The sequence below is a fragment of the Pseudomonas sp. St290 genome, from assembly GCF_018325805.1.
In the GTDB taxonomy this organism is placed as follows: domain Bacteria; phylum Pseudomonadota; class Gammaproteobacteria; order Pseudomonadales; family Pseudomonadaceae; genus Aquipseudomonas; species Aquipseudomonas bijieensis.
On record NZ_AP014703.1, the window covers coordinates 4,352,561 to 4,375,999 of the forward strand.

The following is a 23,439-nucleotide window of genomic DNA, read 5'->3' on the forward strand; positions in this document are numbered from 1 at the left end:
TTGCTTTGTTGCGGGTAGTGATCAGGCCATTTCGGCCGTAGTTTCGAAGTCGAAGGTCAGTTCGCCGTCCTTGATGTCGATGTGAACCACACCGCCATGTTCGGCCAGTTCGCCAAAGAGGATTTCCTCCGCCAGCGGACGCTTGATCTTGTCCTGGATCAGGCGAGCCATTGGTCGTGCCCCCATCGTCACATCGTAACCACCTTCGGCCAGCCAACTGCGAGCCGCATCGGTGACCTCCAGCAACACACGCTTGTCTTCAAGCTGCGCCTGAAGTTCGGTAAGGAACTTGTCCACCACGCTCTTGATGACTTCATGACTGAGGCGACCAAACTGGATAATGGTGTCCAGGCGGTTGCGGAACTCAGGCGTGAAGCTCTTCTTGATCACTTCCATCGCATCGGACGAGTGGTCCTGATGGGTGAAACCGATCGAAGCGCGAGCTGCGGTTTCGGCACCGGCGTTCGTGGTCATGATGATGATCACGTTGCGGAAGTCCGCCTTGCGCCCATTGTTATCGGTCAGCGTACCGTGGTCCATGACCTGCAGCAGCAGGTTGAAGACTTCCGGATGCGCCTTCTCGATTTCATCGAGCAACAGCACGCAGTGTGGCTGCTTGGTAATCGCTTCGGTCAGCAGGCCGCCCTGGTCGAAACCGACATAACCTGGAGGCGCACCAATCAGACGCGACACGGTGTGGCGCTCCATGTACTCGGACATGTCGAAACGAACCAGCTCGATACCCATCGCCTTGGCCAATTGCCGTGCCGCCTCGGTCTTGCCGACACCGGTGGGACCTGCGAACAGGAACGAGCCCACTGGCTTGTCCGGCGACTTGAGGCCGGCGCGAGACAGCTTGATAGCGGTCGACAGCGAGTCGATGGCCGCATCCTGGCCGAACACCGTCAGCTTCAGGTCACGCTCCAGGTTACGCAGCAGCTCCTTGTCGGAACTGGTGACATGCTTGGGCGGAATACGCGCGATTTTCGCCACGATATCCTCGACCTGAGGCACTTCGATGCGCTTGACGCGTTTCTCCACGGGTTGCAGGCGCTGGTAGGCACCCGCCTCGTCGATGACGTCGATGGCCTTGTCCGGCATGTGCCGGTCATTGATGTAGCGCGAGGCCAGTTCCGCCGCGGCGCGCAGGGCTTCATCGCTGTACTCGATGTTGTGGTGCAGCTCGAAGCGCCCTTTCAGGCCGCGCAGGATACCGATGGTGTCCTCCACCGAAGGCTCCGACACATCGACCTTCTGGAAGCGCCGGGCCAAGGCACGGTCTTTCTCGAAGATCCCGCGGAATTCCTGGAACGTCGTCGAGCCGATGCAACGGATATCACCCGAAGACAGCAACGGCTTGAGCAGGTTGGAGGCATCCATGACACCACCGGAAGCAGCCCCGGCACCGATGATGGTGTGGATTTCATCGATGAACAGGATCGCTTGCGGACGTTTTTTCAGCTCGCCGAGCAACGCCTTGAAGCGCTTCTCGAAATCGCCGCGGTACTTGGTACCGGCCAGCAAGGCCCCCAGGTCGAGGGAATACACGACGCTGTTGGCCAGCAGGTCCGGCACCTGGTTGTCGACGATGCGCTTGGCCAGGCCTTCGGCAATCGCGGTCTTGCCCACGCCTGCCTCGCCCACTAACAGCGGGTTGTTCTTGCGGCGCCGGGCCAGGATCTGCGCAACGCGCTCGACCTCGGCCTCGCGTCCGACCAGTGGATCGATGCGCCCCTGGCGTGCCAGTTCGTTCAGGTTGCTGGCATAGGCATCCAATGGGTTGCCTGAAGAAGAAGACTCACCGCCCTCGTCGTCCTGCATATCCTGCTCACCCTCGGAGTGATCGCCATGCCCCGGCACCTTGGAGATGCCATGGGCGATGTAGTTGACGACATCGATACGCGCAACGCTCTGCTGCTTGAGCAGGAACACTGCCTGGCTTTCCTGCTCGCTGAAGATGGCAACCAACACGTTGGCACCGGTGACTTCACGCTTGCCCGAGCTCTGTACATGGAAGACAGCACGCTGCAGGACACGTTGGAAGCCCAGGGTTGGCTGGGTTTCGCGATCCTCGTCATGCACGGGGATCAGTGGCGTGGTGGAGTCGATGAACTCCTGCAGATCATGCTTGAGTTTATCGAGGTTCGCGCCGCAGGCACGCAAAACGGTGGCGGCAGCCTCGTTATCCAATAGGGCCAGCAGCAGGTGTTCGACGGTCATGAATTCATGACGCTTCGAACGAGCCTCCTTGAAGGCAAGATTTAGGGTGACTTCGAGCTCGCGGTTTAACATAGCTTCACCTCATACCCAAGTGGTCGGCGTTAACCGTCCTTCTCGATTTCACAGAGTAGCGGATGCTGGCTTTCCCGGGCGTACTGATTGACCTGCATGGCCTTCGTCTCGGCGATGTCGCGGGTAAACACTCCACATACTGCCCGTCCCTCTGTATGGACGGCCAGCATGACCTTGGTCGCCAGCTCGCGGTTCAGATTAAAAAACAACTCGAGCACTTCGACGACGAAATCCATCGGTGTGTAGTCATCATTGAACAAAACCACCTTGTACATCGGTGGAGCCTGTAATGCAGGCTTTGCCTCCTGAACAGCAATGCCTGCGGAATCGTCGTCGTGTAGATCCGGGCGATCCTGATTGAATGTTAGTCGAATCTGGCTGACTGCATGCATGGAAAGAAAGGTTCGTTTAGTTGGCGAATACAGTGATGGGGGCGCTTGTGGGCGATTTCAACCACGACCACCCGGCCACCTTGACTATCGGCAAAACGGTGTTACAACCAATAGAGCCCATCGTGGGTTAAAAAGGTCCGTGGAATCTATCCTGTTTTCAAGATTAGCCTGCGGATGGACTGGATGATACTCCAGTGATGGAGTGCGTTGCAGAGGGAAATGGGTTATGTCGGTCGTCAAGATGAATGGCAAGGTGAAATGGTTCAACAATGCAAAGGGCTACGGCTTCATTATCGCGGCCGGCAGGGACAATGAAGACCTTTTCGCCCATTACTCGGCTATCAACATGGAAGGCTATAAGACCTTGAAGGCCGGACAGCCTGTGACGTTCGACGTCATCCAGGGACCCAAGGGCTTGCACGCGGTCAACATCAGGATTGTCACCGCCGAAGAGACACCCGCCCCTGTCAATGCCAGGATCACCGAGGCCCATTGACCGGCAGTCGCCACCCCGGACAAATGAAAATGCCCGGCTCGATCACCCGAGCCGGGCATTTGCGCTGAGCGCCGACTCGCTTACATGTGCGAAATCAGGGCATCACCGAAGCCCGAGGACGACACCAGCTTGGCACCCTCCATCAGACGTTCGAAGTCATAGGTCACGGTCTTGGCCGAAATCGCGCCGTTGGTGCCCTTGATGATCAGGTCGGCCGCTTCGGTCCAACCCATGTGGCGCAGCATCATTTCCGCCGACAGGATCAGCGATCCCGGGTTGACCTGGTCCTTGCCGGCATACTTGGGCGCGGTACCGTGGGTGGCTTCGAACATCGCCACGGTGTCGGACAGGTTGGCGCCCGGCGCAATACCGATACCGCCCACTTCCGCCGCCAGGGCGTCGGACAGGTAGTCACCGTTGAGGTTCAGGGTGGCGATCACGTCATATTCGGCCGGACGCAGGAGGATCTGCTGGAGCATCGCGTCGGCGATGGCGTCCTTGACGACCACGTTCTTGCCAGTCTTGGGATTCTTGAACTGCATCCAGGGCCCGCCGTCGAGCAGGGTCGCGCCGAACTCCTCGGCCGCCACTTCGTAGGCCCATTCCTTGAAGGCACCTTCGGTGAACTTCATGATGTTGCCTTTGTGCACGATGGTCAGCGAATCGCGGTCATTGTCGACAACATATTGCAAGGCCTTGCGCGCCAGGCGCTTGGTGCCCTGCTTGGAAACCGGCTTGACGCCGATGCCGCAGTCCTCGTCGAAACGGATCTTGGTCACGCCCATTTCTTCTTTCAGGAACTTGATGACCTTGGTGGCTTCGGCCGAACCTGCCTTCCACTCGATGCCAGCGTAGATGTCCTCGGAGTTCTCACGGAAGATCGTCATGTCCACGTCGCCAGGTTTCTTGACCGGGCTGGGCACGCCTTCGAACCAGCGCACCGGGCGCAGGCACACATACAGGTCGAGCTGCTGGCGCAGGGCGACGTTCAGCGAACGGATACCACCGCCCACCGGCGTGGTCAGCGGGCCCTTGATGGAAACCACGTAATCCTTGACCGCATCCAGGGTTTCCTGGGGCAACCAGGTGTCCTGGTCGTAGACCTGGGTCGCTTTCTCGCCGGCATAGACTTCCATCCAGGAAATCTTGCGCTTGCCGCCATAGGCCTTCTGAACCGCTGCGTCCACCACCTTGATCATGACCGGACTGATGTCGACGCCAATACCGTCGCCTTCGATGAAAGGGATGATCGGGTTGTCCGGAACATTAAGAGAATGGTCTGCATTGACGGTGATTTTGTCACCGACGGCTGGAACCTGAATCTTTTGATACCCCATGCTGAACTCCATTGCTTGGATTGAACATCTGGCTGCGTTCGAGCGTACCCCACTTGAATCGGCGCGCAAACCCTACGTTAGGCTCATCAGGGGCAAAGCGTTGCAGTTCGCCATGTACAACCCTGAAAACCAAGGGAAAAGCGCCAAACATGAGCATAGTCCGCTCCATGGGTAGTGCGACGTTTAGACCAATGGACGTGTACGGAAGTCTATGAACCATCGGCAGATCGCCAGCTACCTATGTATAATGCCGCCGCTGACCACAGGGTCACGACGGCTGACGGCTCTATCACAGGACTTTCCGCCAATTTAAAAGCCGGACCGTTACCGCGGCCCAACCGCTTGACGCTCGACTGATGCACCCAACATCACCGCGAAGAAACCTCGACATTCGGCTCACGGATGACTTTGAACGAACGCGCTTACCCGGCGCCCCTCGAGTTTCTGCGCATGCTTTAGCAAAGAAGAGAGTTAATCCGAATATGCCCACCCGCTCGAAGATCATCTATACCTTCACCGACGAAGCTCCCGCCCTCGCCACCTATTCGCTGCTGCCGATCGTCGAAGCCTTTACCGCTTCGGCCGATATCGCCGTGGAAACCCGCGATATCTCCCTCGCAGGGCGCATCCTGGCCAGCTTCCCCGAGCAACTGGGCGACAAAGCCGTAGCCGACCACCTCGCCGAACTGGGCGACCTGGCCGTTACGCCTGAAGCCAACATCATCAAGCTGCCGAACATCAGCGCCTCGGTGCCGCAACTGCAGGCCGCGATCAAGGAATTGCAGGCCCAGGGCTACGCGCTGCCGGACTACCCGGAAACCGTGTCCAGCGACGCCGAGAAAGACGCGCGCGCCCGCTACGACAAGGTCAAGGGCAGTGCCGTGAACCCGGTCCTGCGCGAAGGCAACTCCGACCGCCGCGCCCCGTTGTCGGTCAAGAACTACGCACGCAAGCACCCGCACAAGATGGGCGCCTGGGCAGCCGACTCCAAGTCCCACGTGGCCCACATGAGCACCGGCGATTTCTACGGCAGCGAAAAAGCCGCCCTGATCGACGCCGCCGGCAGCGTGAAAATCGAGCTGATCGCCCAGGACGGCACTGCCACTGTCCTGAAGGAAAAAACCACCGTACAAGCCGGTGAGATCCTCGACTGCGCCGTGATGAGCAAGAACGCCCTGCGCGACTTCATCGCCGCTGAAATCGAAGACGCCAAGCAAAAAGGCGTCCTGCTGTCGGTTCACCTCAAGGCCACCATGATGAAGGTCTCCGACCCGATCATGTTCGGCCAGATCGTTGCCGAGTTCTATAAAGACGCCCTGGCCAAGCACGCCCAAGTGCTGGAGCAGATCGGCTTCAACCTGAACAACGGCATCGGCGACCTGTACGCCCGCATCAAGGCCCTGCCGGCCGAGCAGCAGGCGCAGATCGAAGCCGACATCCAGGCGGTCTACGCAGCGCGTCCATCCCTGGCGATGGTCAACTCCGACAAAGGCATCACCAACCTGCACGTGCCGAGCGACGTCATCGTCGACGCCTCGATGCCGGCCATGATCCGTGACTCCGGCAAGATGTGGGGCACCGACGGCCAGCTGCACGACACCAAGGCCGTGATCCCGGATCGCTGCTACGCCACCATCTACCAGGCGGTGATCGAAGACTGCAAGCAACACGGCGCCTTCGACCCAACCACCATGGGCAGCGTGCCGAACGTCGGCCTGATGGCCAAGAAAGCCGAAGAGTACGGCTCCCACGACAAGACCTTCCAGATCAAGGCCAACGGCGTGGTACGCGTTTCCGACAGCACCGGTCGCACCCTGCTGGAGCAGAACGTCGAGGCTGGCGACATCTTCCGCATGTGCCAGACCAAGGACGCGCCGATCCAGGATTGGGTCAAGCTGGCCGTCAACCGCGCTCGCGCCAGCAGCACCCCGGCGATCTTCTGGCTGGACCCGATGCGCGCCCATGACGGCGTGGTGATCGAGAAAGTCCAGGCCTACCTGAAGAACCACGACACCGCCGGCCTGGACATCCGCATCATGTCGCCGGTCGACGCGATGAAGTTCACCCTGGCACGCACCCGCGAAGGCAAGGACACCATTTCGGTGACCGGCAACGTACTGCGCGATTACCTGACTGACCTGTTCCCGATCATGGAACTGGGCACCAGCGCCAAGATGCTCTCCATCGTGCCGCTGATGAACGGCGGTGGTCTGTTCGAAACCGGCGCCGGCGGTTCGGCTCCCAAGCACGTTCAGCAACTGCTGGAAGAAAACTTCCTGCGCTGGGATTCCCTGGGCGAGTTCCTGGCCCTGGCCGCCTCTCTCGAACACCTGGGCGTGACCTACGACAACCCGAAAGCGCTGGTGCTGGCCAAGACCCTCGACCAGGCTACCGGTGAGTTCCTGGACCGCAACAAGTCGCCTTCGCGCAAGGTCGGCGGCATCGACAACCGTGGCAGCCACTTCTACCTGACCCTGTTCTGGGCCCAGGCACTGGCCGCCCAAGACGACGACGCAGCCCTCAAGGCTCAGTTCACTGCCCTGGCCAAGACGTTGACCGACAACGAAGAAAAAATCGTTGCCGAGCTCAATGCCGTTCAAGGCAAGCCAGTGGATATCGGCGGTTACTACTTCGCCAACCCTGAGCTGACCAGCAAGGCCATGCGCCCGAGCGCCACCTTCAACGCGGCAATTGCTGCGCTGGTGTAAGGTTGTAAGGGAACATCACGAACCCCGGCCTGGTGCCGGGGTTTGTGTTTCCGGACACACCATACTTTCCCTCCTGACAACATATCCCCCCTGTGGGAGCGAGCCTGCTCGCGATAGCGGTATAACATTCAACCCTGATGCTGACTGACACACCGCTATCGCGAGCAGGCTCGCTCCCACAATGGCCTGTTTTCAAATTGAAATTTCCATGCACATTGATATCTAGGAACCCCCCTGGACTGGAAACCCCACATCACCGTCGCCACCATCGTCGAAGACCACGGCCGTTTCCTGATGGTCGAAGAATCCAAAGGCGGACGAGCAGTGCTCAACCAGCCCGCCGGTCACCTGGACCCGGACGAAACGCTGATCGAAGCCGCGGTGCGCGAAACCCTGGAAGAAACCGGCTGGGACGTCGAACCCACCAGCGTGGTGGGGATCTACCTGTACACCGCCCCCAGCAACGGCGTGACCTACCAGCGGGTCTGTTTCGCCGCCAAGGCCTTGAACCATCGCCCCGGCTATCAACTGGACGACGGCATCCTGGGCGCCAAATGGCTGACTCGCGACGAGTTGCTCGAACAGCGCGGGCACTGGCGCAGCGAGCTGATCATCCGCTGCATCGACGATTATCTGGCCGGCCATCGCCACAGTCTGACGCTGATCCGTCCTTCTCTTTAGCCTTGCGCGCCCGGGCCTGATAGAATCGCGTCCTTTTTCAAGACACTCATTGAAACTCCTATGCGTGATCCAGCTCCTTCTGACACATCCAAGCAGCGCGTCATTGTCGGCATGTCCGGCGGCGTGGACTCTTCCGTTTCCGCCCTTCTGCTGATCGAGCAGGGTTATGAGGTGGAAGGCCTGTTCATGAAGAACTGGGAAGAAGACGACGGAACCGAATACTGCACCGCCATGGACGACCTCGCGGATGCCCAGGCGGTGTGCGACAAGATCGGCATCAAGCTGCACACCGCCAACTTCGCCGCCGAGTACTGGGACAACGTGTTCGAGCACTTCCTGGCCGAATACAAGGCCGGCCGCACGCCGAACCCGGACATCCTGTGCAACCGCGAAATCAAGTTCAAGGCGTTCCTCGACTACGCCATGATGCTCGGCGCAGACCTGATCGCCACCGGCCACTACGTGCGTCGCCGCGACATCGACGGCCGTACTGAATTGCTCAAGGGCCTTGACCCGAACAAGGACCAGAGCTACTTCCTGCATGCCGTCGGCGGCGAACAGATCGCCAAGACCCTGTTCCCGGTTGGCGAACTGGAAAAGCCCGAAGTGCGCGCAATCGCCGAAAAACACCAGCTCGCCACCGCCAAGAAGAAGGATTCCACCGGGATCTGCTTTATCGGTGAGCGCCGCTTCAGCGACTTCCTCAAGCAATACCTGCCGGCCCAGCCAGGCGAGATCAAGACCACCGAAGGCGAAGTCATCGGCCGCCACCATGGCCTGATGTACCACACCATCGGCCAGCGCCAGGGCCTGGGCATCGGCGGCTTGAAAGACGCTGGCGAAGAGCCGTGGTACGTGCTGGTCAAGGACCTGGAGCACAACGAGCTGATCGTCGGCCAGGGCAACGACCATCCCTGGTTGTTTTCCCGCGCCCTGCTCGCTTCCGACATCTATTGGGTCAACCCGATCGACCTCAGCGAACCACGTCGCCTGACGGCCAAGGTTCGCTACCGCCAAAGCGACCAGCCCTGCACCCTGGAAAAAACCGCCACGGGCTACCGTGCCACCTTCGATAACCCGCAGCGGGCGGTCACGCCCGGCCAGTCCGTGGTGTTCTATGACGGCGAAGTCTGCCTGGGCGGCGGCGTGATCGAAGTCGCGGAACCCTGGAGCAGCAAGGCATGACCCCCATCCAGGAACAACTGACAGCATTGGGTGGGGTGTTTCTCGCCGCCGTGCTGGTGGACAGGATTGCCAAGACCGGCCAGGCCACCGAGGCGGGCGTGGCCTGCATGCTCGGCAGCCTGCTGGTTCGCGACCCCAAGGACACCCTGGAGGTCTACGGCGGCGACGATTTGAACCTGCGTGAAGGCTATCGCGCCCTGATCGGCGCCCTGGAACGCGATCCCAGCGCCCTGCAACGCGAACCGCTGCGCTACGCCTTGTCGATGCTGGGGCTTGAGCGCCAGCTGGCCAAGCGCGACGACCTGCTGGAGACCATCGGCAAACGCTTGCCGCAGATCCAGTCCCAGGTCGAGCACTTCGGCCCGTCCCACGAAAACGTCGTCGCGGCCTGCGGCGCGCTGTACCAGGACACCCTGAGCACCTTGCGCCAGCGCATCCAGGTGCACGGCGACATGCGCAACCTGCAGCAACCGAGCAATGCCTCGAAGATCCGCGCCCTGTTGCTGGCCGGGATTCGTTCGGCACGGCTGTGGCGGCAGTTGGGCGGCCATCGCTGGCAACTGGTGATCAGCCGGCGCAAATTGCTTAAAGAGCTTTACCCGTTGATGCGCAACGAATAAGTCGCCTCAACCCGTTTTTGTAGTTCGTTACGCGTAATACGCCGGTCAGTTGGCGACGGACCGGCGATTGTTTTCATGTATGATACGCGCCCCATTTCGTTGCCCGACTGTCCGAGAACACCCCATGCAGCTCTCTTCGCTCACTGCGGTTTCCCCTGTTGACGGCCGCTACGCCGGCAAAACCCAGGCCCTGCGCCCGATTTTCAGCGAGTACGGCTTGATCCGTGCCCGCGTCCTGGTTGAAGTACGCTGGCTCCAGCGCCTGGCCGCCCATCCTGCCATCAGCGAAGTGCCGGCGTTTTCCGCCGAAGCCAACGCGGTGCTGAACGCCCTGGCAGAAAACTTTGTGCTGGAGCACGCCGAGCGCGTCAAAGAGATCGAGCGCACCACCAACCACGACGTCAAGGCCATCGAATACCTGCTCAAGGAGCAGGCGGCCAAACTGCCAGAACTGGCCAACGTCAGCGAGTTCATCCACTTTGCCTGCACCAGCGAGGACATCAACAACCTGTCCCACGCCCTGATGCTGCGCGAAGGCCGTGATGAGGTGATGCTGCCGCTGATGCGCCAGACCGCCCAGGCCATCCGCGAGCTGGCGATCCGCTTCGCCGACGTGCCGATGCTGTCGCGCACCCACGGTCAACCGGCTTCGCCGACCACCCTGGGCAAGGAACTGGCGAACGTGGTGTACCGCCTGGAGCGCCAGATCGCCCAGGTTGCCGCCGTGCCGCTGCTGGGCAAGATCAACGGTGCCGTGGGCAACTACAACGCTCACTTGTCGGCCTACCCGGACATCGACTGGGAAGCCAACGCCCGCGCCTTCATCGAAGACGAGCTGGGCCTGAGCTTCAACCCGTACACCACCCAGATCGAACCGCACGACTACATCGCCGAGCTGTTCGACGCGATCGCCCGTTTCAACACCATCCTGATCGACTTCGACCGTGACATCTGGGGCTACATCTCCCTGGGTTACTTCAAGCAGCGCACCATCGCCGGCGAAATCGGTTCCTCGACCATGCCGCACAAGGTCAACCCGATCGACTTCGAAAACTCCGAAGGCAACCTGGGCATCGCCAACGCGCTGTTCCAGCACCTGGCGAGCAAACTGCCGATCTCCCGCTGGCAGCGCGACCTGACCGATTCCACCGTACTGCGCAACCTGGGCGTGGGCTTTGCCCACAGCGTCATTGCCTACGAAGCCAGCCTCAAGGGCATCAGCAAGCTGGAACTGAACGAGCAGAAGATTGCCGCCGACCTGGACGCATGCTGGGAAGTCCTGGCCGAGCCGATCCAGACCGTGATGCGTCGCTACAACATCGAAAACCCGTATGAAAAGCTGAAAGAACTGACCCGTGGCAAGGGCATCAGCCCTGAAGCGTTGCAGACTTTCATCGATGGCCTGGACATGCCTGCCGACGCTCGCGCCGAGCTGAAAAAGCTGACGCCGGCCAGCTACATCGGCAACGCAGCGGCACAAGCCAAGCGCATCTGATCCACGGCTTTACCTTTGAGACGCCCGGCCGCGCCGGGCGTTTTTATTCGCGGCTGAAAAGTATATTTTTTCAATAGGTTACACATGAATCCTGATATTCCTCTGCAACTCCTGGGCGGCATTACGGCACGGGAGTTCCTGCGCGACTACTGGCAGAAAAAACCGCTGCTGATCCGTCAGGCGATTCCTGACTTCCAAAGCCCCATCGACGCCGACGAACTGGCCGGCCTGGCCCTGGAAGAAGAAGTCGAATCGCGCCTGGTGATCGAGCACGGCGAGCGCCCTTGGGAACTGCGTCGCGGCCCGTTCGCCGAAGACGAATTCAGCAAGTTGCCAGAGCGCGAGTGGACCCTGCTGGTACAGGCTGTCGATCAGTTCGTACCGGAAGTCAGCGAGCTGCTTGAGAACTTCCGCTTCCTGCCGAGCTGGCGCATCGACGATGTGATGATCAGCTTCGCCGCCCCGGGTGGCAGCGTGGGCCCGCACTTCGATAACTATGACGTGTTCCTGCTGCAAGGCCATGGCCAGCGCAACTGGAAAATCGGCCAGATGTGCGACTCCGAGAGCCCGCTGCTGCAACACGCCGACCTGCGCATTCTCGCCGAATTCGAAGCCACCGACGAATGGATCCTGGAACCGGGCGACATGCTCTACCTGCCGCCGCGCCTGGCTCACTGTGGCGTGGCCGTGGACGACTGCATGACCTACTCGGTGGGTTTCCGTGCGCCTAGCGCCGCCGAAGTACTGACCCATTTCACCGACTTCCTCAGCCAGTTCCTGCCGGACGAAGAACGCTACACCGACGCCGACGCACGCCCTGTAGCCGACCCGCACCAGATCCAGCAGGACGCTCTCGACCGCCTCAAGGGCCTGCTGGCCGAACACATGAGCGACGAACGCCTGCTGCTGACCTGGTTCGGCCAGTTCATGACCGAGCCGCGCTACCCGGAACTGGTGGTGGGCCCGGAGCTGGAAGAAGACGACCTGCTGGCCAGCCTGGAACAAGGTGCAGTGATCATTCGCAATCCGAGTGCGCGCCTGGCCTGGTCGGAAGTCGATGATGACCTGCTGCTGTTCGCCAGCGGCCAGAGCCGTTACCTGCCGGGCAAGCTGCGCGAACTGCTGAAAATGATCTGCGCCGCCGACGCCCTGCACATCGAGAACCTTGGCCCGTGGTTGGCCGATGAAGACGGTCGCGGCCTGGTCTGCGAGCTGGTCAAGCAAGGCAGCCTGGGGTTCGCTGATGAATAAAATTCACGTTCGTGTCGCAGACTGGCAAAAGGATAACGCCGAGATCCGGCGCATTCGTGAAACCGTGTTCATTGCCGAGCAGTCCGTTCCGCCTGAGCTGGAATGGGATGCCGATGACCAGGGCGCGGTGCATTTTCTGGCGTTTGAAGGCGACTTCCCCATTGGCACCGCTCGCCTGTTGACTGACGGCCATATCGGTCGCGTCTCGGTCCTCAAGGACTGGCGCGGCCTGAAGGTGGGTGACGCGCTGATGCACGCCGTGATCGCCGAAGCCGAGAAACGCGGGCTCAAGCAACAGATGCTCAGCGCCCAGGTGCATGCCACACCGTTCTATGAGCGCCTGGGTTTTGCCGTGGTCAGTGAGGAGTTCCTGGAAGCCGGAATTCCCCATGTGGACATGGTTCGCCATTCCACCTGAAACCCTGTGGCGAGGGGATTTAGCGAAACGTCGCACCGCCCCGCTGGGCTGCGCTGCAGCCCTCAAGTCAGTCACTGTGGTGTGCCAGGTTGACGCAATTAGCTTGTTGGGGCTGCTTCGCAGCCCAACGGGGATAAATCCCCTCGCCACAAAAGCATCATCAGCACCATAAAACGCCCCGCCACCCTCCGATGCCGGGGCGTTTTGCCGTCTACCATTCAACTTGCCCCATCCCGGGCCGACAAACTGGCAATATCAAGCCTTTGTCTCGCGGAGAAATGGACATGTCCTTACGCACCCTGCTTACCACTCTGCTGCTCGGTTGCAGCCTGTCGGTCATGGCCGACACGCAAGTCGTGCCGCTGAACTACCGCACCAGCGCCGACCTGCTGCCGGTGGCGCAGAATTTCATCGGCAAGGACGGCCAGGTCAGCGCCTACGGCAACCAACTGATCGTCAATGCCGAGCCCGGCAAAATCGAAGAACTCCGGCAATTCCTCGCCCAATTGGATACCGCTCCCAAGCGCCTGCTGATCACCGTCGACACCAACGAAAACAACCTGCAGGACGACCAGGGCTATTCGATCAACGGTGCCGCCCCCAGCCAGACCCGCATCATCAATCGCAGCACCGCCAGCCGTGAAGGCGGCGTGCAGCAGGTACAAGCCAGCGAAGGCCAACCGGCGTTGATCCAGGTGGGCCAGAGCGTGCCGTTCACCAGCACCCAGACCGACACCTATGGGCGCATGCAAAGCCAGACCGAATACCGCAACGTCACCCAGGGTTTTTATGTCACCGCCAGCGTCACCGGTGAGACCGTTCATCTGAGCATCAGTACCAACCGTGACCGCATGAGCCAGGAACGTCCCGATGTAGTGAACGTTCAAAGTACCGACACAACCGTCAGCGGTCGCCTGGGCGAATGGATCACCCTGGCCGGGGTCAATCGCCAGAATCAGGCCGACAAACAGGGTCTGACCCGCAGCTACTCGACCCAGGGCCGCGATGACATGATTTTGCGGGTCAAGGTCGATACCCTGAACTGAAGCACCAAAAACTGACTGATGAGTCGTATTAGACCAAAGATGTAGTGCTACAAAAAAAGCACTACAAAACGTTTGACGAGCCAAAAAACCGAAGGCATGATGGCCTCGCTCCCGCTAATCAGGGGCCCTGGCAAGGGCCTTCGGGTCGACGCTCGCAACTACCCTGCGAGCCGATTCGTGTCTGTACCGCCCACAAGGTGTGTTTGACGAGGTTGCGACTGGAACGAAGTTGTCCCGAGGGACGGAAGCGTAACTAGGTAACCCGGCATCACTCTGAGTTCGTATTAAAGGCCCACGACGCCCGAATGCGCCCGCAGTCCGCCCCTACCTGCTCACTTTCCCCTCGAGCCCATCGTTCATCCCGTCGCCTCCCCGCCTGAACCGACTTGTACGCCAACCCCTGGTCGGCAGGAGCAGGAATTTTCCACCAAGACCTATGCGACGAGGTTTATCTCCATGGCACTGACACGCGAACAGCAAATTGCAGCCCTTGAAAAAGACTGGGCTGAAAACCCGCGCTGGAAAGGCGTGAAGCGCAATTATTCCGCTGCTGACGTCGTCCGTCTGCGTGGCTCGGTTCAACCTGAGCACACCTTTGCGAAAATGGGCGCCGAGAAGCTCTGGAACCTGGTCACCCAGGGCGCCAAGCCAGCCTTCCGTCCCGAGAAAGATTTCGTCAACTGCATGGGCGCCCTGACCGGCGGCCAAGCCGTGCAGCAAGTCAAGGCCGGCATCCAGGCGATCTACCTGTCGGGCTGGCAAGTGGCCGCGGACAACAACTCCGCCGAGTCGATGTACCCTGACCAATCGCTGTACCCGGTGGATTCGGTTCCAACCGTGGTCAAGCGCATCAACAACTCGTTCCGTCGTGCCGACCAGATCCAGTGGAAAGCCGGCAAGAACCCGGGCGACGAAGGCTACATCGACTACTTCGCGCCGATCGTGGCTGACGCCGAAGCCGGTTTCGGCGGCGTCCTGAACGCCTACGAGCTGATGAAGAGCATGATCGAAGCAGGCGCCGCTGGCGTTCACTTCGAAGACCAACTGGCTTCGGTGAAGAAATGCGGCCACATGGGCGGCAAGGTACTGGTTCCTACCCAGGAAGCCGTGCAGAAGCTGACCGCTGCTCGCCTGGCTGCCGACGTCGCTGGCGTGCCGACCATCATCCTGGCCCGTACCGACGCCAACGCCGCTGACCTGCTGACCTCCGACTGCGACCCGTACGACCAACCGTTCGTGACCGGCACCCGTACCCCGGAAGGTTTCTACAAGGTGCGCGCCGGCCTCGACCAGGCTATCGCCCGCGGCCTGGCCTACGCGCCATACGCTGACCTGATCTGGTGCGAAACCGCCAAGCCAGACCTGGACGAAGCCCGTCGCTTTGCCGAAGCGATCAAGAAGGAATACCCGGACCAGATCCTGTCGTACAACTGCTCGCCTTCCTTCAACTGGAAGAAAAACCTGGACGACGCGACCATCGCCAAGTTCCAGCGCGAACTGTCCGCCATGGGCTACAAGCACCAGTTCATCACCCTGGCCGGCATCCACAACATGTGGCACAGCATGTTCAACCTGGCGCACGACTACGCCCGCAACGACATGACCGCCTACGTGAAACTGCAAGAGCAGGAGTTCGCTGACGCCGCCAAGGGCTACACCTTCGTGGCGCACCAGCAGGAAGTGGGCACCGGCTACTTCGACGACATGACCACCGTGATCCAGGGCGGCGCTTCGTCGGTGACCGCACTGACCGGTTCCACCGAAGAAGAACAGTTCCACTGATCCACGCGGTAAACGGCCCTTGCGGACCGAATAAAAGCTAACCGCAAAGCCGACGATCTGACGCCCCGACTGGTTCGGGGCTTTTTTTCGCCTGTTGTTCCCCGGCAACGGTGATCGTCAAGCCCAGCTTTCACACTTTGAAGTGACTGACCAACTGCTGCAACTGGTTACCCAGGCGCGCCAGTTCGATGCTGGAGGCTGCGGTTTCTTCGCTGGCCGAGGCGGTCTGTTCGGATACATCGCGCACGTTCAGGACACTCCGGCTGATTTCCTCGGCCACCGAGCTTTGTTGCACCGCGGCGGCAGCAATCTGCTGGTTCATGGACTGAATGCCAGAAACCGCCTGGGTGATATTGCCCAGGGAGGTGCCGGCCTTGGAGGCCAACTCCACGCTGCTGTCGGTCAGTTCACGGCTGTTTTGCATGATACTCGATACCTGGCGCGTGCCGTTCTGCAAACCCGCCACCAGGCTTTCAATCTCTTCGGTGGAATGCTGGGTACGCTGGGCCAGCCCACGTACTTCGTCGGCGACCACGGCAAAACCGCGCCCCGCGTCACCTGCGCGAGCAGCCTCAATGGCGGCGTTAAGGGCCAGCAAGTTGGTCTGCTCAGCCACCGCCCTGATCACGTCCATGATCTTGCCGATGCGCCCGCTTTCTTGCTCCAGCTCGTTCATGGCTTCGACCGAGCGCCCGACCTCACTGGCCAAGCGCTCGATCTGAACGATGGCCTGCGCAACCACTTGGTCGCCAATACGGGCTTGTGCATCGGCCTCTGATGCAGCTGCGCAAGCCTGTTCGGCATTACGCGCGACTTCATGCACGGTGACCGACATTTCGTGCATGGCGGTCGCCACCTGATCGGTCTCGATTTTCTGGCTATTGACCCCGGCACTGGTCTGCTCGGTGACAGCCGATAGCTCTTCGGCGGCACTGGCGATTTGGGTGACGCCATCGCGGATGCCACCGATCAGGTCACGCAAGGTGGTGCCCATGCGCTCGATACCTTGCTGCAAGACACCCAGCTCATCACGACGAGTCACGATCATGTGTTGCGTGAGGTCCCCTGCGGCAATGCGATCGACCACAGCCAATGTGTCCTGCAACGGCCGCGTAATCTGGCGCGTGATGATCAGGGCGGCAAAAATCCCCAGCAACATCGCCAAGGCGGTGCAGCTCAGTTGCAGGATGCGGGCCTGGGCGCTGTCTTCGTCACGGGAGACCAGTTGGCTGGCATACATTTCATCGGTCAGGCGGGTGATGGTTTCGCCCAAATCGATGGTGTCCTGCACGGCCCTGCCAATGGCCTGATTACTGGCAGTGAAGTCCTGCACCGAACGGCGGTAAGCAATCAACGCGGTTTCCAGTTGCTTGATGGTGTCGGTATAGGTGGGACCAAAAGCGCTCTTGAGTGTTTCGATGCTCTTGAACGCATTTTCGAGCTGGCGGGTGGCGGCTTGTTCGGTGGCGCTGTTGGGGTTGCCGGTATAGCCACGCACTTCATAACGCACCAGCGCCACGTCCTCCTTGGCCTTGAGGATGAGCTTATAAAGGTCAAAGCGCTCATCCGAGGCAGGCATCGCTTCTACGTCAGTGATGACCTGGGCAATCAGCGCGGCGCCCTTGACCGCATTGACGCCCATCTCCTTGCGCATGGCTGCGTCATTGCGATAAGCCTCGCGCATCGTATTCAGTGCCACTTGATACTGCGTGCTGGCCTGCTCGATCAGCGCAAGTTTGTTCAGGTTTTCAGGTTTCTTCAGCTCTTTTGCCAGGATTTTCTGCTGGGTGACGAACTGCTCCAGCGACGCCTGGATCAATGCACCCTTTTGTTCATCACCCCTGTCCAACTGGTACTGCAAGCGCGCCCTGCGCAGGTGATCGAGACGGTTGCCGAGCTCGGTGATGCTAGTCATTCGATCAGTGCGCTCGATCATTTTCCCCAGGCTGAACCAGCCGGTCGCGGCGACAATAGCGGTCAAAAGCAGCACAACAGCAAAGCCCAAAGCCAGCTTGAGCATAACGCTCATATTCGCGATCCGAGAGTTCATGACATTCCTTTGGTATCAGCCGCGAACGATGAAAACTGACGCGGCTATATAAGAAGGGAGCGGAAATCTAACCAATATTGATATAGATGATTAGATGAATGAACCACAAAGATAGCCATTTGATATCACTCGTTCAAGACCTTAAGCCAATCTCGTGCCAATTTTCGCTCGCAAAAACGGTGTCGCTTAATGCGCAAATCCCCTGGCCACAGGCGCGGGCCGACTGAGCAACATTGATCTGAGCACCCGGTTTTTTTCACCCGTTTTTTTTGAAGCGACCTACGCTGTAAGAGCAAGCCTGCAACTGTGGGAGTCAGGCTTGTCCGCGAAGAGCGAACGCAGTCTGCCTCGGGACCGCGTTGCCGGGATCGCGGGCAAGCTTGACTCCCACAGGAGCAGTCCCCATGCAGATCCGACCTGCATGGGCCCTCCCCGACAAGACTTCGGCGCACGGATAGAAAAATTGATCGAACGCAGTATTGGGCAGTCCGAAAAGGAGTAAAACGTCCGACGCTGACAACTGCAGTAGCGGCGATGTAAGACAGCCCCTCAGGCACGGCACTAAGTGCAGCGTAGAAAGGCCGCCACAAACAATAACAATTATCATTTGGAAGTCATTATCATTGTTGCATTCCGCACGAAATATTATTAATGAATAGTCGGCCAACGCCCATGGGGCCTGGGCTGCAGGGTCTTGGGGGCGCGCTATGTCCTTATTCCAATAAATAATTTCGCTATAGGAATTTTACTTGCCCGGTGTTTAGCCATAAAATCACCGCGATTGATTGCTGCGACATATCGTCACTGCGTTATTTCATTCAAGCTCAGAGACCTTTGCTCTCTGTTAAGGATTTCCAGCATGTCCGAAGCGACAGGACTCATGGCCCACAACTGGGGCTTTGCCATTTTCCTTCTGGGCGTCGTTGGCCTGTGTGCTTTCATGCTCGGCGTGTCGAGCCTGCTTGGGTCAAAAGCCTGGGGCCGCAGCAAAAATGAACCGTTCGAGTCCGGCATGCTACCTACCGGTGGCGCCCGCTTGCGGCTCTCAGCCAAATTCTATCTGGTCGCGATGCTGTTCGTGATCTTCGATATCGAAGCCCTCTTTCTCTTTGCATGGTCTGTGTCCGTCCGCGAAAGCGGCTGGACCGGATTCGTCGAAGCTCTCGTTTTCATAGCAATTCTGTTGGCAGGTCTTGTCTACCTTTACCGGGTGGGGGCACTTGATTGGGCTCCGGAAGCTCGGCGCAAGCGGCAAGCGAAGCTGAAACAATGAGGCTTTGGCAATGCAATACAATCTCACCAGGATCGACCCCGATGCTCCTAACGAGCAGTATCCGATTGGCGAGCGGGAAACCGTCGCTGATCCGTTAGAAGATCAAGTCCACAAAAACATCTTCATGGGCAAGCTCGAAGACGTGCTGAACAGCACGGTCAACTGGGGTCGCAAGAACTCCCTGTGGCCGTACAACTTCGGCCTTTCGTGCTGCTACGTGGAAATGACCACCGCCTTCACGGCGCCCCACGACATCGCGCGCTTTGGCGCCGAGGTTATCCGGGCATCGCCACGCCAGGCGGATTTCATGGTTATCGCCGGTACCTGCTTCATCAAGATGGCGCCGATCATCCAGCGCCTCTACGAGCAAATGCTCGAACCCAAGTGGGTCATCTCCATGGGTTCGTGCGCCAACTCCGGTGGCATGTACGACATCTATTCCGTTGTTCAAGGGGTGGACAAGTTCCTGCCCGTGGACGTCTACGTGCCTGGCTGCCCCCCTCGCCCTGAAGCGTTCCTGCAAGGCTTGATGCTGTTGCAGGAGTCGATTGGCCAGGAGCGTCGCCCGCTGTCCTGGGTCGTTGGCGATCAAGGCGTCTATCGCGCCGAGATGCCATCGCAAAAGGAACAGCGCCGCGAACAGCGTATCGCAGTCACCAACCTGCGCAGCCCCGACGAAGTCTGATCCAGCTCTGCTCTGCATAAGAAACGAGAACCTGGCTTCATTCTTTACGTTGACCGAAAGCGATAAATAACCATGACTACAGGCAGTGCTCTGTACATCCCGCCTTACAAGGCAGACGACCAGGATGTGGTCGTCGAACTGAACAACCGTTTTGGCCCCGAGGCGTTCACCGCCCAGCCGACCCGTACCGGCATGCCGGTGCTTTGGGTTGCCCGCGCCAAGCTCGTCGAAGTCCTGACCTTCCTGCGCAACCTGCCCAAGCCGTACGTCATGCTCTATGACCTGCACGGCGTGGACGAGCGCCTGCGCACCAAGCGTCAAGGGCTGCCCGACGGCGTCGATTTCACCGTGTTCTATCACCTGCTGTCGATCGAACGTAATAGTGACGTAATGATCAAGGTCGCCTTGTCCGAGAGCGACCTCAGCGTGCCGACCGTGACCGGCATCTGGCCGAACGCCAACTGGTACGAGCGTGAAGTGTGGGACATGTTCGGGATCGACTTCCCCGGTCACCCGCATCTGTCGCGCATCATGATGCCGCCGACCTGGGAAGGTCACCCGCTGCGCAAGGACTTCCCGGCCCGCGCCACCGAGTTCGACCCGTTCAGCCTGTCCCTGGCCAAGCAACAGCTCGAGGAAGAAGCCGCGCGCTTCAAGCCTGAAGACTGGGGCATGAAGCGTTCGGGTGCCAACGAGGACTACATGTTCCTCAACCTCGGCCCGAACCACCCTTCGGCCCACGGTGCGTTCCGTATCATCCTGCAACTGGACGGCGAAGAGATCGTCGACTGCGTGCCTGACATCGGCTACCACCACCGTGGTGCCGAAAAAATGGCCGAGCGCCAGTCCTGGCACAGCTTCATCCCGTACACCGACCGTATCGACTACCTCGGCGGCGTGATGAACAACCTGCCGTACGTGCTGTCGGTGGAAAAACTGGCCGGGATCAAGGTCCCGGAGAAGGTCGACGTCATCCGCATCATGATGGCCGAGTTCTTCCGCATCACCAGCCACCTGCTGTTCCTGGGTACCTATATCCAGGACGTCGGCGCCATGACCCCGGTGTTCTTCACCTTCACCGACCGCCAGAAAGCCTACACGGTGATCGAAGCCATCACCGGTTTCCGCCTGCACCCGGCCTGGTACCGCATCGGTGGCGTTGCCCACGACCTGCCGCGGGGCTGGGAGAAACTGGTCAAGGACTTCGTCGAGTGGATGCCCAAGCGCCTGGACGAATACACCAAGGCCGCCCTGCAGAACAGCATTCTCAAGGGTCGTACCATCGGCGTCGCTGCCTACAACACCAAGGAAGCCCTGGAATGGGGCGTCACCGGTGCCGGCCTGCGGTCCACCGGTTGCGACTTCGACCTGCGCAAGGCGCGTCCTTACTCCGGCTATGAAAACTTCGAATTCGAAGTACCGCTGGCGGCCAATGGCGATGCCTACGATCGCTGCATGGTTCGCGTCGAGGAAATGCGCCAGAGCATCAAAATCATCGACCAGTGCCTGCGCAACATGCCGGAAGGCCCGTACAAGGCGGACCACCCGCTGACCACGCCGCCGCCCAAAGAGCGCACGCTGCAACACATCGAGACCCTGATCACGCACTTCCTGCAGGTTTCGTGGGGCCCGGTCATGCCGGCCAACGAATCCTTCCAGATGATCGAAGCGACCAAGGGCATCAACAGTTATTACCTGACGAGCGACGGCGGCACCATGAGCTACCGCACCCGGATTCGCACCCCAAGCTACCCGCACCTGCAGCAGATCCCTTCAGTGATCAAAGGCAGCATGGTCGCGGACTTGATCGCGTACCTGGGTAGTATCGATTTCGTTATGGCCGACGTGGACCGCTAAGCATGAACAGCACGCTTATCCAGACAGACCGTTTCGCCTTGAGCGAAACCGAGCGCTCGGCCATCGAGCACGAGCTGCATCACTACGAAGACCCGCGCGCGGCGTCGATCGAAGCCCTGAAGATCGTCCAGAAGGAACGTGGCTGGGTGCCCGATGGCGCGCTCTACGCCATCGGCGAGATCCTCGGCATCCCGGCCAGCGACGTCGAGGGCGTGGCCACCTTCTATAGCCAGATCTTCCGCCAGCCAGTAGGCCGCCACATCATTCGCGTCTGCGACAGCATGGTCTGCTACATCGGCGGCCACGAGTCCGTGGTCAGCGAAATCCAGAGCGAGCTGGGCATCGGCCTGGGCCAGACCACCGCCGACGGCCGCTTCACCCTGCTGCCGGTGTGCTGCCTGGGCAACTGCGACAAGGCGCCAGCGCTGATGATCGACGACGACACCTTCGGTGACGTCCAGCCTGACGGCGTCGCCAAACTGCTGGAGGGCTACGTATGACCCTGACTTCCTTCGGGCCCGCCAACCGCATCCAGCGTTCGGCCGAAACCCATCCCCTGACCTGGCGTCTGCGTGACGACGGCGAAGCGGTGTGGCTGGACGAATACCAGGCCAAGAACGGCTACGCCGCGGCGCGCAAGGCGTTTGCCGACATGGCTGCGGACGACATCGTCCAGACCGTGAAAGACTCCGGCCTCAAGGGCCGTGGCGGCGCGGGCTTCCCCACTGGCGTGAAGTGGGGCCTGATGCCCAAGGACGAATCCATCACCATCCGCTACCTGCTGTGCAATGCGGATGAAATGGAGCCCAACACCTGGAAAGACCGCATGCTGATGGAGCAACTGCCCCATCTGCTGATCGAAGGCATGCTGATCAGCGCCCGCGCGCTGAAGACCTACCGTGGCTATATCTTCCTGCGCGGCGAATACACCACCGCCGCCAAGCACCTGAACCGTGCCGTGGAAGAAGCCAAGGCTGCCGGCCTGCTGGGCAAGAACATCCTGGGCTCGGGTTTTGATTTCGAGCTGTTCGTCCACACCGGCGCCGGGCGTTACATCTGCGGTGAAGAAACCGCGCTGATCAACTCCCTCGAAGGCCGTCGCGCCAACCCGCGCTCCAAGCCGCCCTTCCCTGCCGCCGTCGGCGTGTGGGGCAAGCCGACCTGCGTGAACAACGTCGAGACCCTGTGCAACGTCCCGGCGATCATCGCCGACGGCGTGGACTGGTACAAATCCCTGGCCCGCGACGGCAGCGAAGACATGGGCACCAAGCTCATGGGCTTCTCCGGCAAGGTCAAGAACCCTGGCTTGTGGGAACTGCCATTCGGCGTTACCGGTCGCGAGCTGTTCGAGGACTACGCCGGCGGCATGCGCGACGGCTACAAGCTCAAGTGCTGGCAGCCTGGCGGCGCCGGTACCGGTTTCCTGTTGCCGGAACACCTGGACGCACAAATGTACGCCGGCGGCATCGCCAAGGTGGGCACCCGGATGGGTACCGGCCTGGCCATGGCGGTGGACGACAGCGTCAACATGGTCTCGCTGCTGCGCAACATGGAAGAGTTCTTCTCCCGTGAGTCGTGCGGTTTCTGCACCCCTTGCCGCGATGGCCTGCCGTGGAGCGTCAAGCTGCTGCGGGCCATTGAAAACGGCGAAGGCCAGGCCGGCGACATCGAGACCCTGCTGGGTCTAGTGGGTTTCCTCGGCCCAGGCAAGACCTTCTGTGCTCACGCACCGGGTGCCGTGGAGCCGTTGGGCAGCGCGATCAAATACTTCCGCCCTGAATTCGAGGCCGGCATCGCGCCAACCCGCGCGGGCGATCTCAACCAGGTGGTCACGCCGACCATGGTCGGCGCGTAACGACGCTTTAAAAGGC

The 23,439-nt window shown here is 60.2% G+C and carries 19 protein-coding genes and 1 pseudogene; 15 read left to right on the forward strand and 5 right to left on the reverse strand.

Features of this window, described 5'->3' with window-relative positions; translation table 11 throughout:
- Window positions 1-21: 21 nt before the first annotated feature.
- Complete coding sequence (clpA, locus tag PBDP_RS18895) at window positions 22-2,292, reverse strand: ATP-dependent Clp protease ATP-binding subunit ClpA (protein ID WP_003203340.1); 2,271 nt, start codon at window positions 2,290-2,292, stop codon at window positions 22-24.
- A 29-nt stretch (window positions 2,293-2,321) separates the two neighbouring features.
- Window positions 2,322-2,684, reverse strand: coding sequence for an ATP-dependent Clp protease adapter ClpS (clpS, locus tag PBDP_RS18900; RefSeq protein WP_109755548.1), 363 nt, complete (start codon window positions 2,682-2,684; stop codon window positions 2,322-2,324).
- Window positions 2,685-2,910: 226 nt separating this feature from the next.
- Here clpS and PBDP_RS18905 point away from each other — a divergent pair, with 226 nt between their 5' ends.
- The gene (locus PBDP_RS18905; RefSeq protein WP_109755549.1) at window positions 2,911-3,180 is read left to right on the forward strand and encodes a cold shock domain-containing protein; all 270 of its coding nucleotides are present in this window, start codon (window positions 2,911-2,913) and stop codon (window positions 3,178-3,180) included.
- Between the two features lie 80 nt (window positions 3,181-3,260).
- Here PBDP_RS18905 and icd read toward each other — a convergent pair whose 3' ends face one another.
- Window positions 3,261-4,517 (reverse strand): NADP-dependent isocitrate dehydrogenase, encoded by a 1,257-nt coding sequence (gene icd, locus PBDP_RS18910; protein ID WP_024779303.1) that lies wholly within the window; start codon window positions 4,515-4,517, stop codon window positions 3,261-3,263.
- A 482-nt stretch (window positions 4,518-4,999) separates the two neighbouring features.
- On the opposite strand from icd, the gene PBDP_RS18915 reads away from it, so the two are divergent.
- The 9 genes from PBDP_RS18915 to aceA all read left to right on the forward strand — a co-directional run bounded on the left by PBDP_RS18915 (window position 5,000) and on the right by aceA (window position 15,703).
- On the forward strand, window positions 5,000-7,225 hold the full coding sequence (locus tag PBDP_RS18915) for an NADP-dependent isocitrate dehydrogenase (protein WP_109755550.1): 2,226 nt from the start codon (window positions 5,000-5,002) through the stop codon (window positions 7,223-7,225).
- Between the two features lie 234 nt (window positions 7,226-7,459).
- On the forward strand, window positions 7,460-7,906 hold the full coding sequence (locus PBDP_RS18920) for an NUDIX hydrolase (protein WP_109755551.1): 447 nt from the start codon (window positions 7,460-7,462) through the stop codon (window positions 7,904-7,906).
- A 60-nt stretch (window positions 7,907-7,966) separates the two neighbouring features.
- Window positions 7,967-9,091, forward strand: a complete 1,125-nt coding sequence (gene mnmA / locus PBDP_RS18925; protein ID WP_212801147.1) for a tRNA 2-thiouridine(34) synthase MnmA — start codon at window positions 7,967-7,969, stop codon at window positions 9,089-9,091.
- The gene (gene hflD / locus PBDP_RS18930) at window positions 9,088-9,711 is read left to right on the forward strand and encodes a high frequency lysogenization protein HflD (RefSeq protein WP_003203353.1); all 624 of its coding nucleotides are present in this window, start codon (window positions 9,088-9,090) and stop codon (window positions 9,709-9,711) included. Before mnmA ends, hflD begins: the two co-directional genes overlap by 4 nt.
- 124 nt (window positions 9,712-9,835) lie before the next feature.
- Window positions 9,836-11,206, forward strand: a complete 1,371-nt coding sequence (purB, locus tag PBDP_RS18935) for an adenylosuccinate lyase (RefSeq protein WP_212801148.1) — start codon at window positions 9,836-9,838, stop codon at window positions 11,204-11,206.
- Between the two features lie 84 nt (window positions 11,207-11,290).
- Window positions 11,291-12,457, forward strand: coding sequence for a ribosomal protein uL16 3-hydroxylase (locus PBDP_RS18940; RefSeq protein ID WP_116832847.1), 1,167 nt, complete (start codon window positions 11,291-11,293; stop codon window positions 12,455-12,457).
- Window positions 12,450-12,875 carry a GNAT family N-acetyltransferase gene (locus PBDP_RS18945; protein ID WP_116832848.1) on the forward strand — a complete coding sequence of 142 codons (426 nt, stop codon included), beginning with the start codon at window positions 12,450-12,452 and terminating at the stop codon, window positions 12,873-12,875. The genes PBDP_RS18940 and PBDP_RS18945 overlap by 8 nt, the downstream gene beginning before the upstream one ends.
- Window positions 12,876-13,159: 284 nt before the next feature.
- Window positions 13,160-13,921, forward strand: a complete 762-nt coding sequence (locus PBDP_RS18950; protein ID WP_212801149.1) for a secretin N-terminal domain-containing protein — start codon at window positions 13,160-13,162, stop codon at window positions 13,919-13,921.
- A gap of 456 nt (window positions 13,922-14,377) precedes the next feature.
- The gene (gene aceA / locus PBDP_RS18955; protein WP_109755556.1) at window positions 14,378-15,703 is read left to right on the forward strand and encodes an isocitrate lyase; all 1,326 of its coding nucleotides are present in this window, start codon (window positions 14,378-14,380) and stop codon (window positions 15,701-15,703) included.
- Window positions 15,704-15,833: 130 nt separating this feature from the next.
- On the opposite strand, the gene PBDP_RS30375 is transcribed toward aceA, so the two are convergent.
- Together PBDP_RS30375 and PBDP_RS30380 are read right to left on the reverse strand one after the other, a co-directional pair.
- Window positions 15,834-16,751 carry a methyl-accepting chemotaxis protein gene (locus tag PBDP_RS30375; RefSeq protein WP_370873823.1) on the reverse strand — a complete coding sequence of 306 codons (918 nt, stop codon included), beginning with the start codon at window positions 16,749-16,751 and terminating at the stop codon, window positions 15,834-15,836.
- A pseudogene (locus tag PBDP_RS30380) lies at window positions 16,737-17,753 on the reverse strand (methyl-accepting chemotaxis protein); the annotation flags it as partial. The pseudogene PBDP_RS30380 and the gene PBDP_RS30375, both read right to left, overlap by 15 nt.
- An 859-nt stretch (window positions 17,754-18,612) precedes the next feature.
- Here PBDP_RS30380 and PBDP_RS18965 point away from each other — a divergent pair.
- From PBDP_RS18965 to nuoF, 5 genes are all read left to right on the forward strand, one after another.
- Window positions 18,613-19,026, forward strand: coding sequence for an NADH-quinone oxidoreductase subunit A (locus tag PBDP_RS18965; protein ID WP_003203367.1), 414 nt, complete (start codon window positions 18,613-18,615; stop codon window positions 19,024-19,026).
- Between the two features lie 10 nt (window positions 19,027-19,036).
- The gene (locus tag PBDP_RS18970) at window positions 19,037-19,711 is read left to right on the forward strand and encodes a NuoB/complex I 20 kDa subunit family protein (RefSeq protein WP_003180065.1); all 675 of its coding nucleotides are present in this window, start codon (window positions 19,037-19,039) and stop codon (window positions 19,709-19,711) included.
- A gap of 72 nt (window positions 19,712-19,783) precedes the next feature.
- Window positions 19,784-21,568: an NADH-quinone oxidoreductase subunit C/D gene (nuoC, locus tag PBDP_RS18975; protein ID WP_063320475.1), complete on the forward strand. Its 1,785-nt coding sequence runs from the start codon at window positions 19,784-19,786 to the stop codon at window positions 21,566-21,568.
- A gap of 2 nt (window positions 21,569-21,570) precedes the next feature.
- Entirely contained in the window at window positions 21,571-22,068 is a 498-nt protein-coding gene (gene nuoE, locus PBDP_RS18980) for an NADH-quinone oxidoreductase subunit NuoE (protein WP_212801151.1), read from the forward strand.
- Window positions 22,065-23,423, forward strand: coding sequence for an NADH-quinone oxidoreductase subunit NuoF (gene nuoF / locus PBDP_RS18985; RefSeq protein WP_109755559.1), 1,359 nt, complete (start codon window positions 22,065-22,067; stop codon window positions 23,421-23,423). Before nuoE ends, nuoF begins: the two co-directional genes overlap by 4 nt.
- The last annotated feature ends 16 nt before the right edge of the window (window positions 23,424-23,439 follow it).

What these genes read in the sequence shown, in the direction of transcription:
- clpA (WP_003203340.1), bottom strand. Translation starts at nt 2,292, where the DNA reads ATGTTAAACCGCGAGCTCGAAGTCACCCTAAATCTTGCCTTCAAGGAG.
- clpS (WP_109755548.1), bottom strand. Translation starts at nt 2,684, where the DNA reads ATGCATGCAGTCAGCCAGATTCGACTAACATTCAATCAGGATCGCCCG.
- PBDP_RS18905 (WP_109755549.1), top strand. Translation starts at nt 2,911, where the DNA reads ATGTCGGTCGTCAAGATGAATGGCAAGGTGAAATGGTTCAACAATGCA.
- icd (WP_024779303.1), bottom strand. Translation starts at nt 4,517, where the DNA reads ATGGGGTATCAAAAGATTCAGGTTCCAGCCGTCGGTGACAAAATCACC.
- PBDP_RS18915 (WP_109755550.1), top strand. Translation starts at nt 5,000, where the DNA reads ATGCCCACCCGCTCGAAGATCATCTATACCTTCACCGACGAAGCTCCC.
- mnmA (WP_212801147.1), top strand. Translation starts at nt 7,967, where the DNA reads ATGCGTGATCCAGCTCCTTCTGACACATCCAAGCAGCGCGTCATTGTC.
- hflD (WP_003203353.1), top strand. Translation starts at nt 9,088, where the DNA reads ATGACCCCCATCCAGGAACAACTGACAGCATTGGGTGGGGTGTTTCTC.
- purB (WP_212801148.1), top strand. Translation starts at nt 9,836, where the DNA reads ATGCAGCTCTCTTCGCTCACTGCGGTTTCCCCTGTTGACGGCCGCTAC.
- PBDP_RS18940 (WP_116832847.1), top strand. Translation starts at nt 11,291, where the DNA reads ATGAATCCTGATATTCCTCTGCAACTCCTGGGCGGCATTACGGCACGG.
- PBDP_RS18945 (WP_116832848.1), top strand. Translation starts at nt 12,450, where the DNA reads ATGAATAAAATTCACGTTCGTGTCGCAGACTGGCAAAAGGATAACGCC.
- PBDP_RS18950 (WP_212801149.1), top strand. Translation starts at nt 13,160, where the DNA reads ATGTCCTTACGCACCCTGCTTACCACTCTGCTGCTCGGTTGCAGCCTG.
- aceA (WP_109755556.1), top strand. Translation starts at nt 14,378, where the DNA reads ATGGCACTGACACGCGAACAGCAAATTGCAGCCCTTGAAAAAGACTGG.
- PBDP_RS30375 (WP_370873823.1), bottom strand. Translation starts at nt 16,751, where the DNA reads ATGATCGTGACTCGTCGTGATGAGCTGGGTGTCTTGCAGCAAGGTATC.
- PBDP_RS18965 (WP_003203367.1), top strand. Translation starts at nt 18,613, where the DNA reads ATGTCCGAAGCGACAGGACTCATGGCCCACAACTGGGGCTTTGCCATT.
- PBDP_RS18970 (WP_003180065.1), top strand. Translation starts at nt 19,037, where the DNA reads ATGCAATACAATCTCACCAGGATCGACCCCGATGCTCCTAACGAGCAG.
- nuoC (WP_063320475.1), top strand. Translation starts at nt 19,784, where the DNA reads ATGACTACAGGCAGTGCTCTGTACATCCCGCCTTACAAGGCAGACGAC.
- nuoE (WP_212801151.1), top strand. Translation starts at nt 21,571, where the DNA reads ATGAACAGCACGCTTATCCAGACAGACCGTTTCGCCTTGAGCGAAACC.
- nuoF (WP_109755559.1), top strand. Translation starts at nt 22,065, where the DNA reads ATGACCCTGACTTCCTTCGGGCCCGCCAACCGCATCCAGCGTTCGGCC.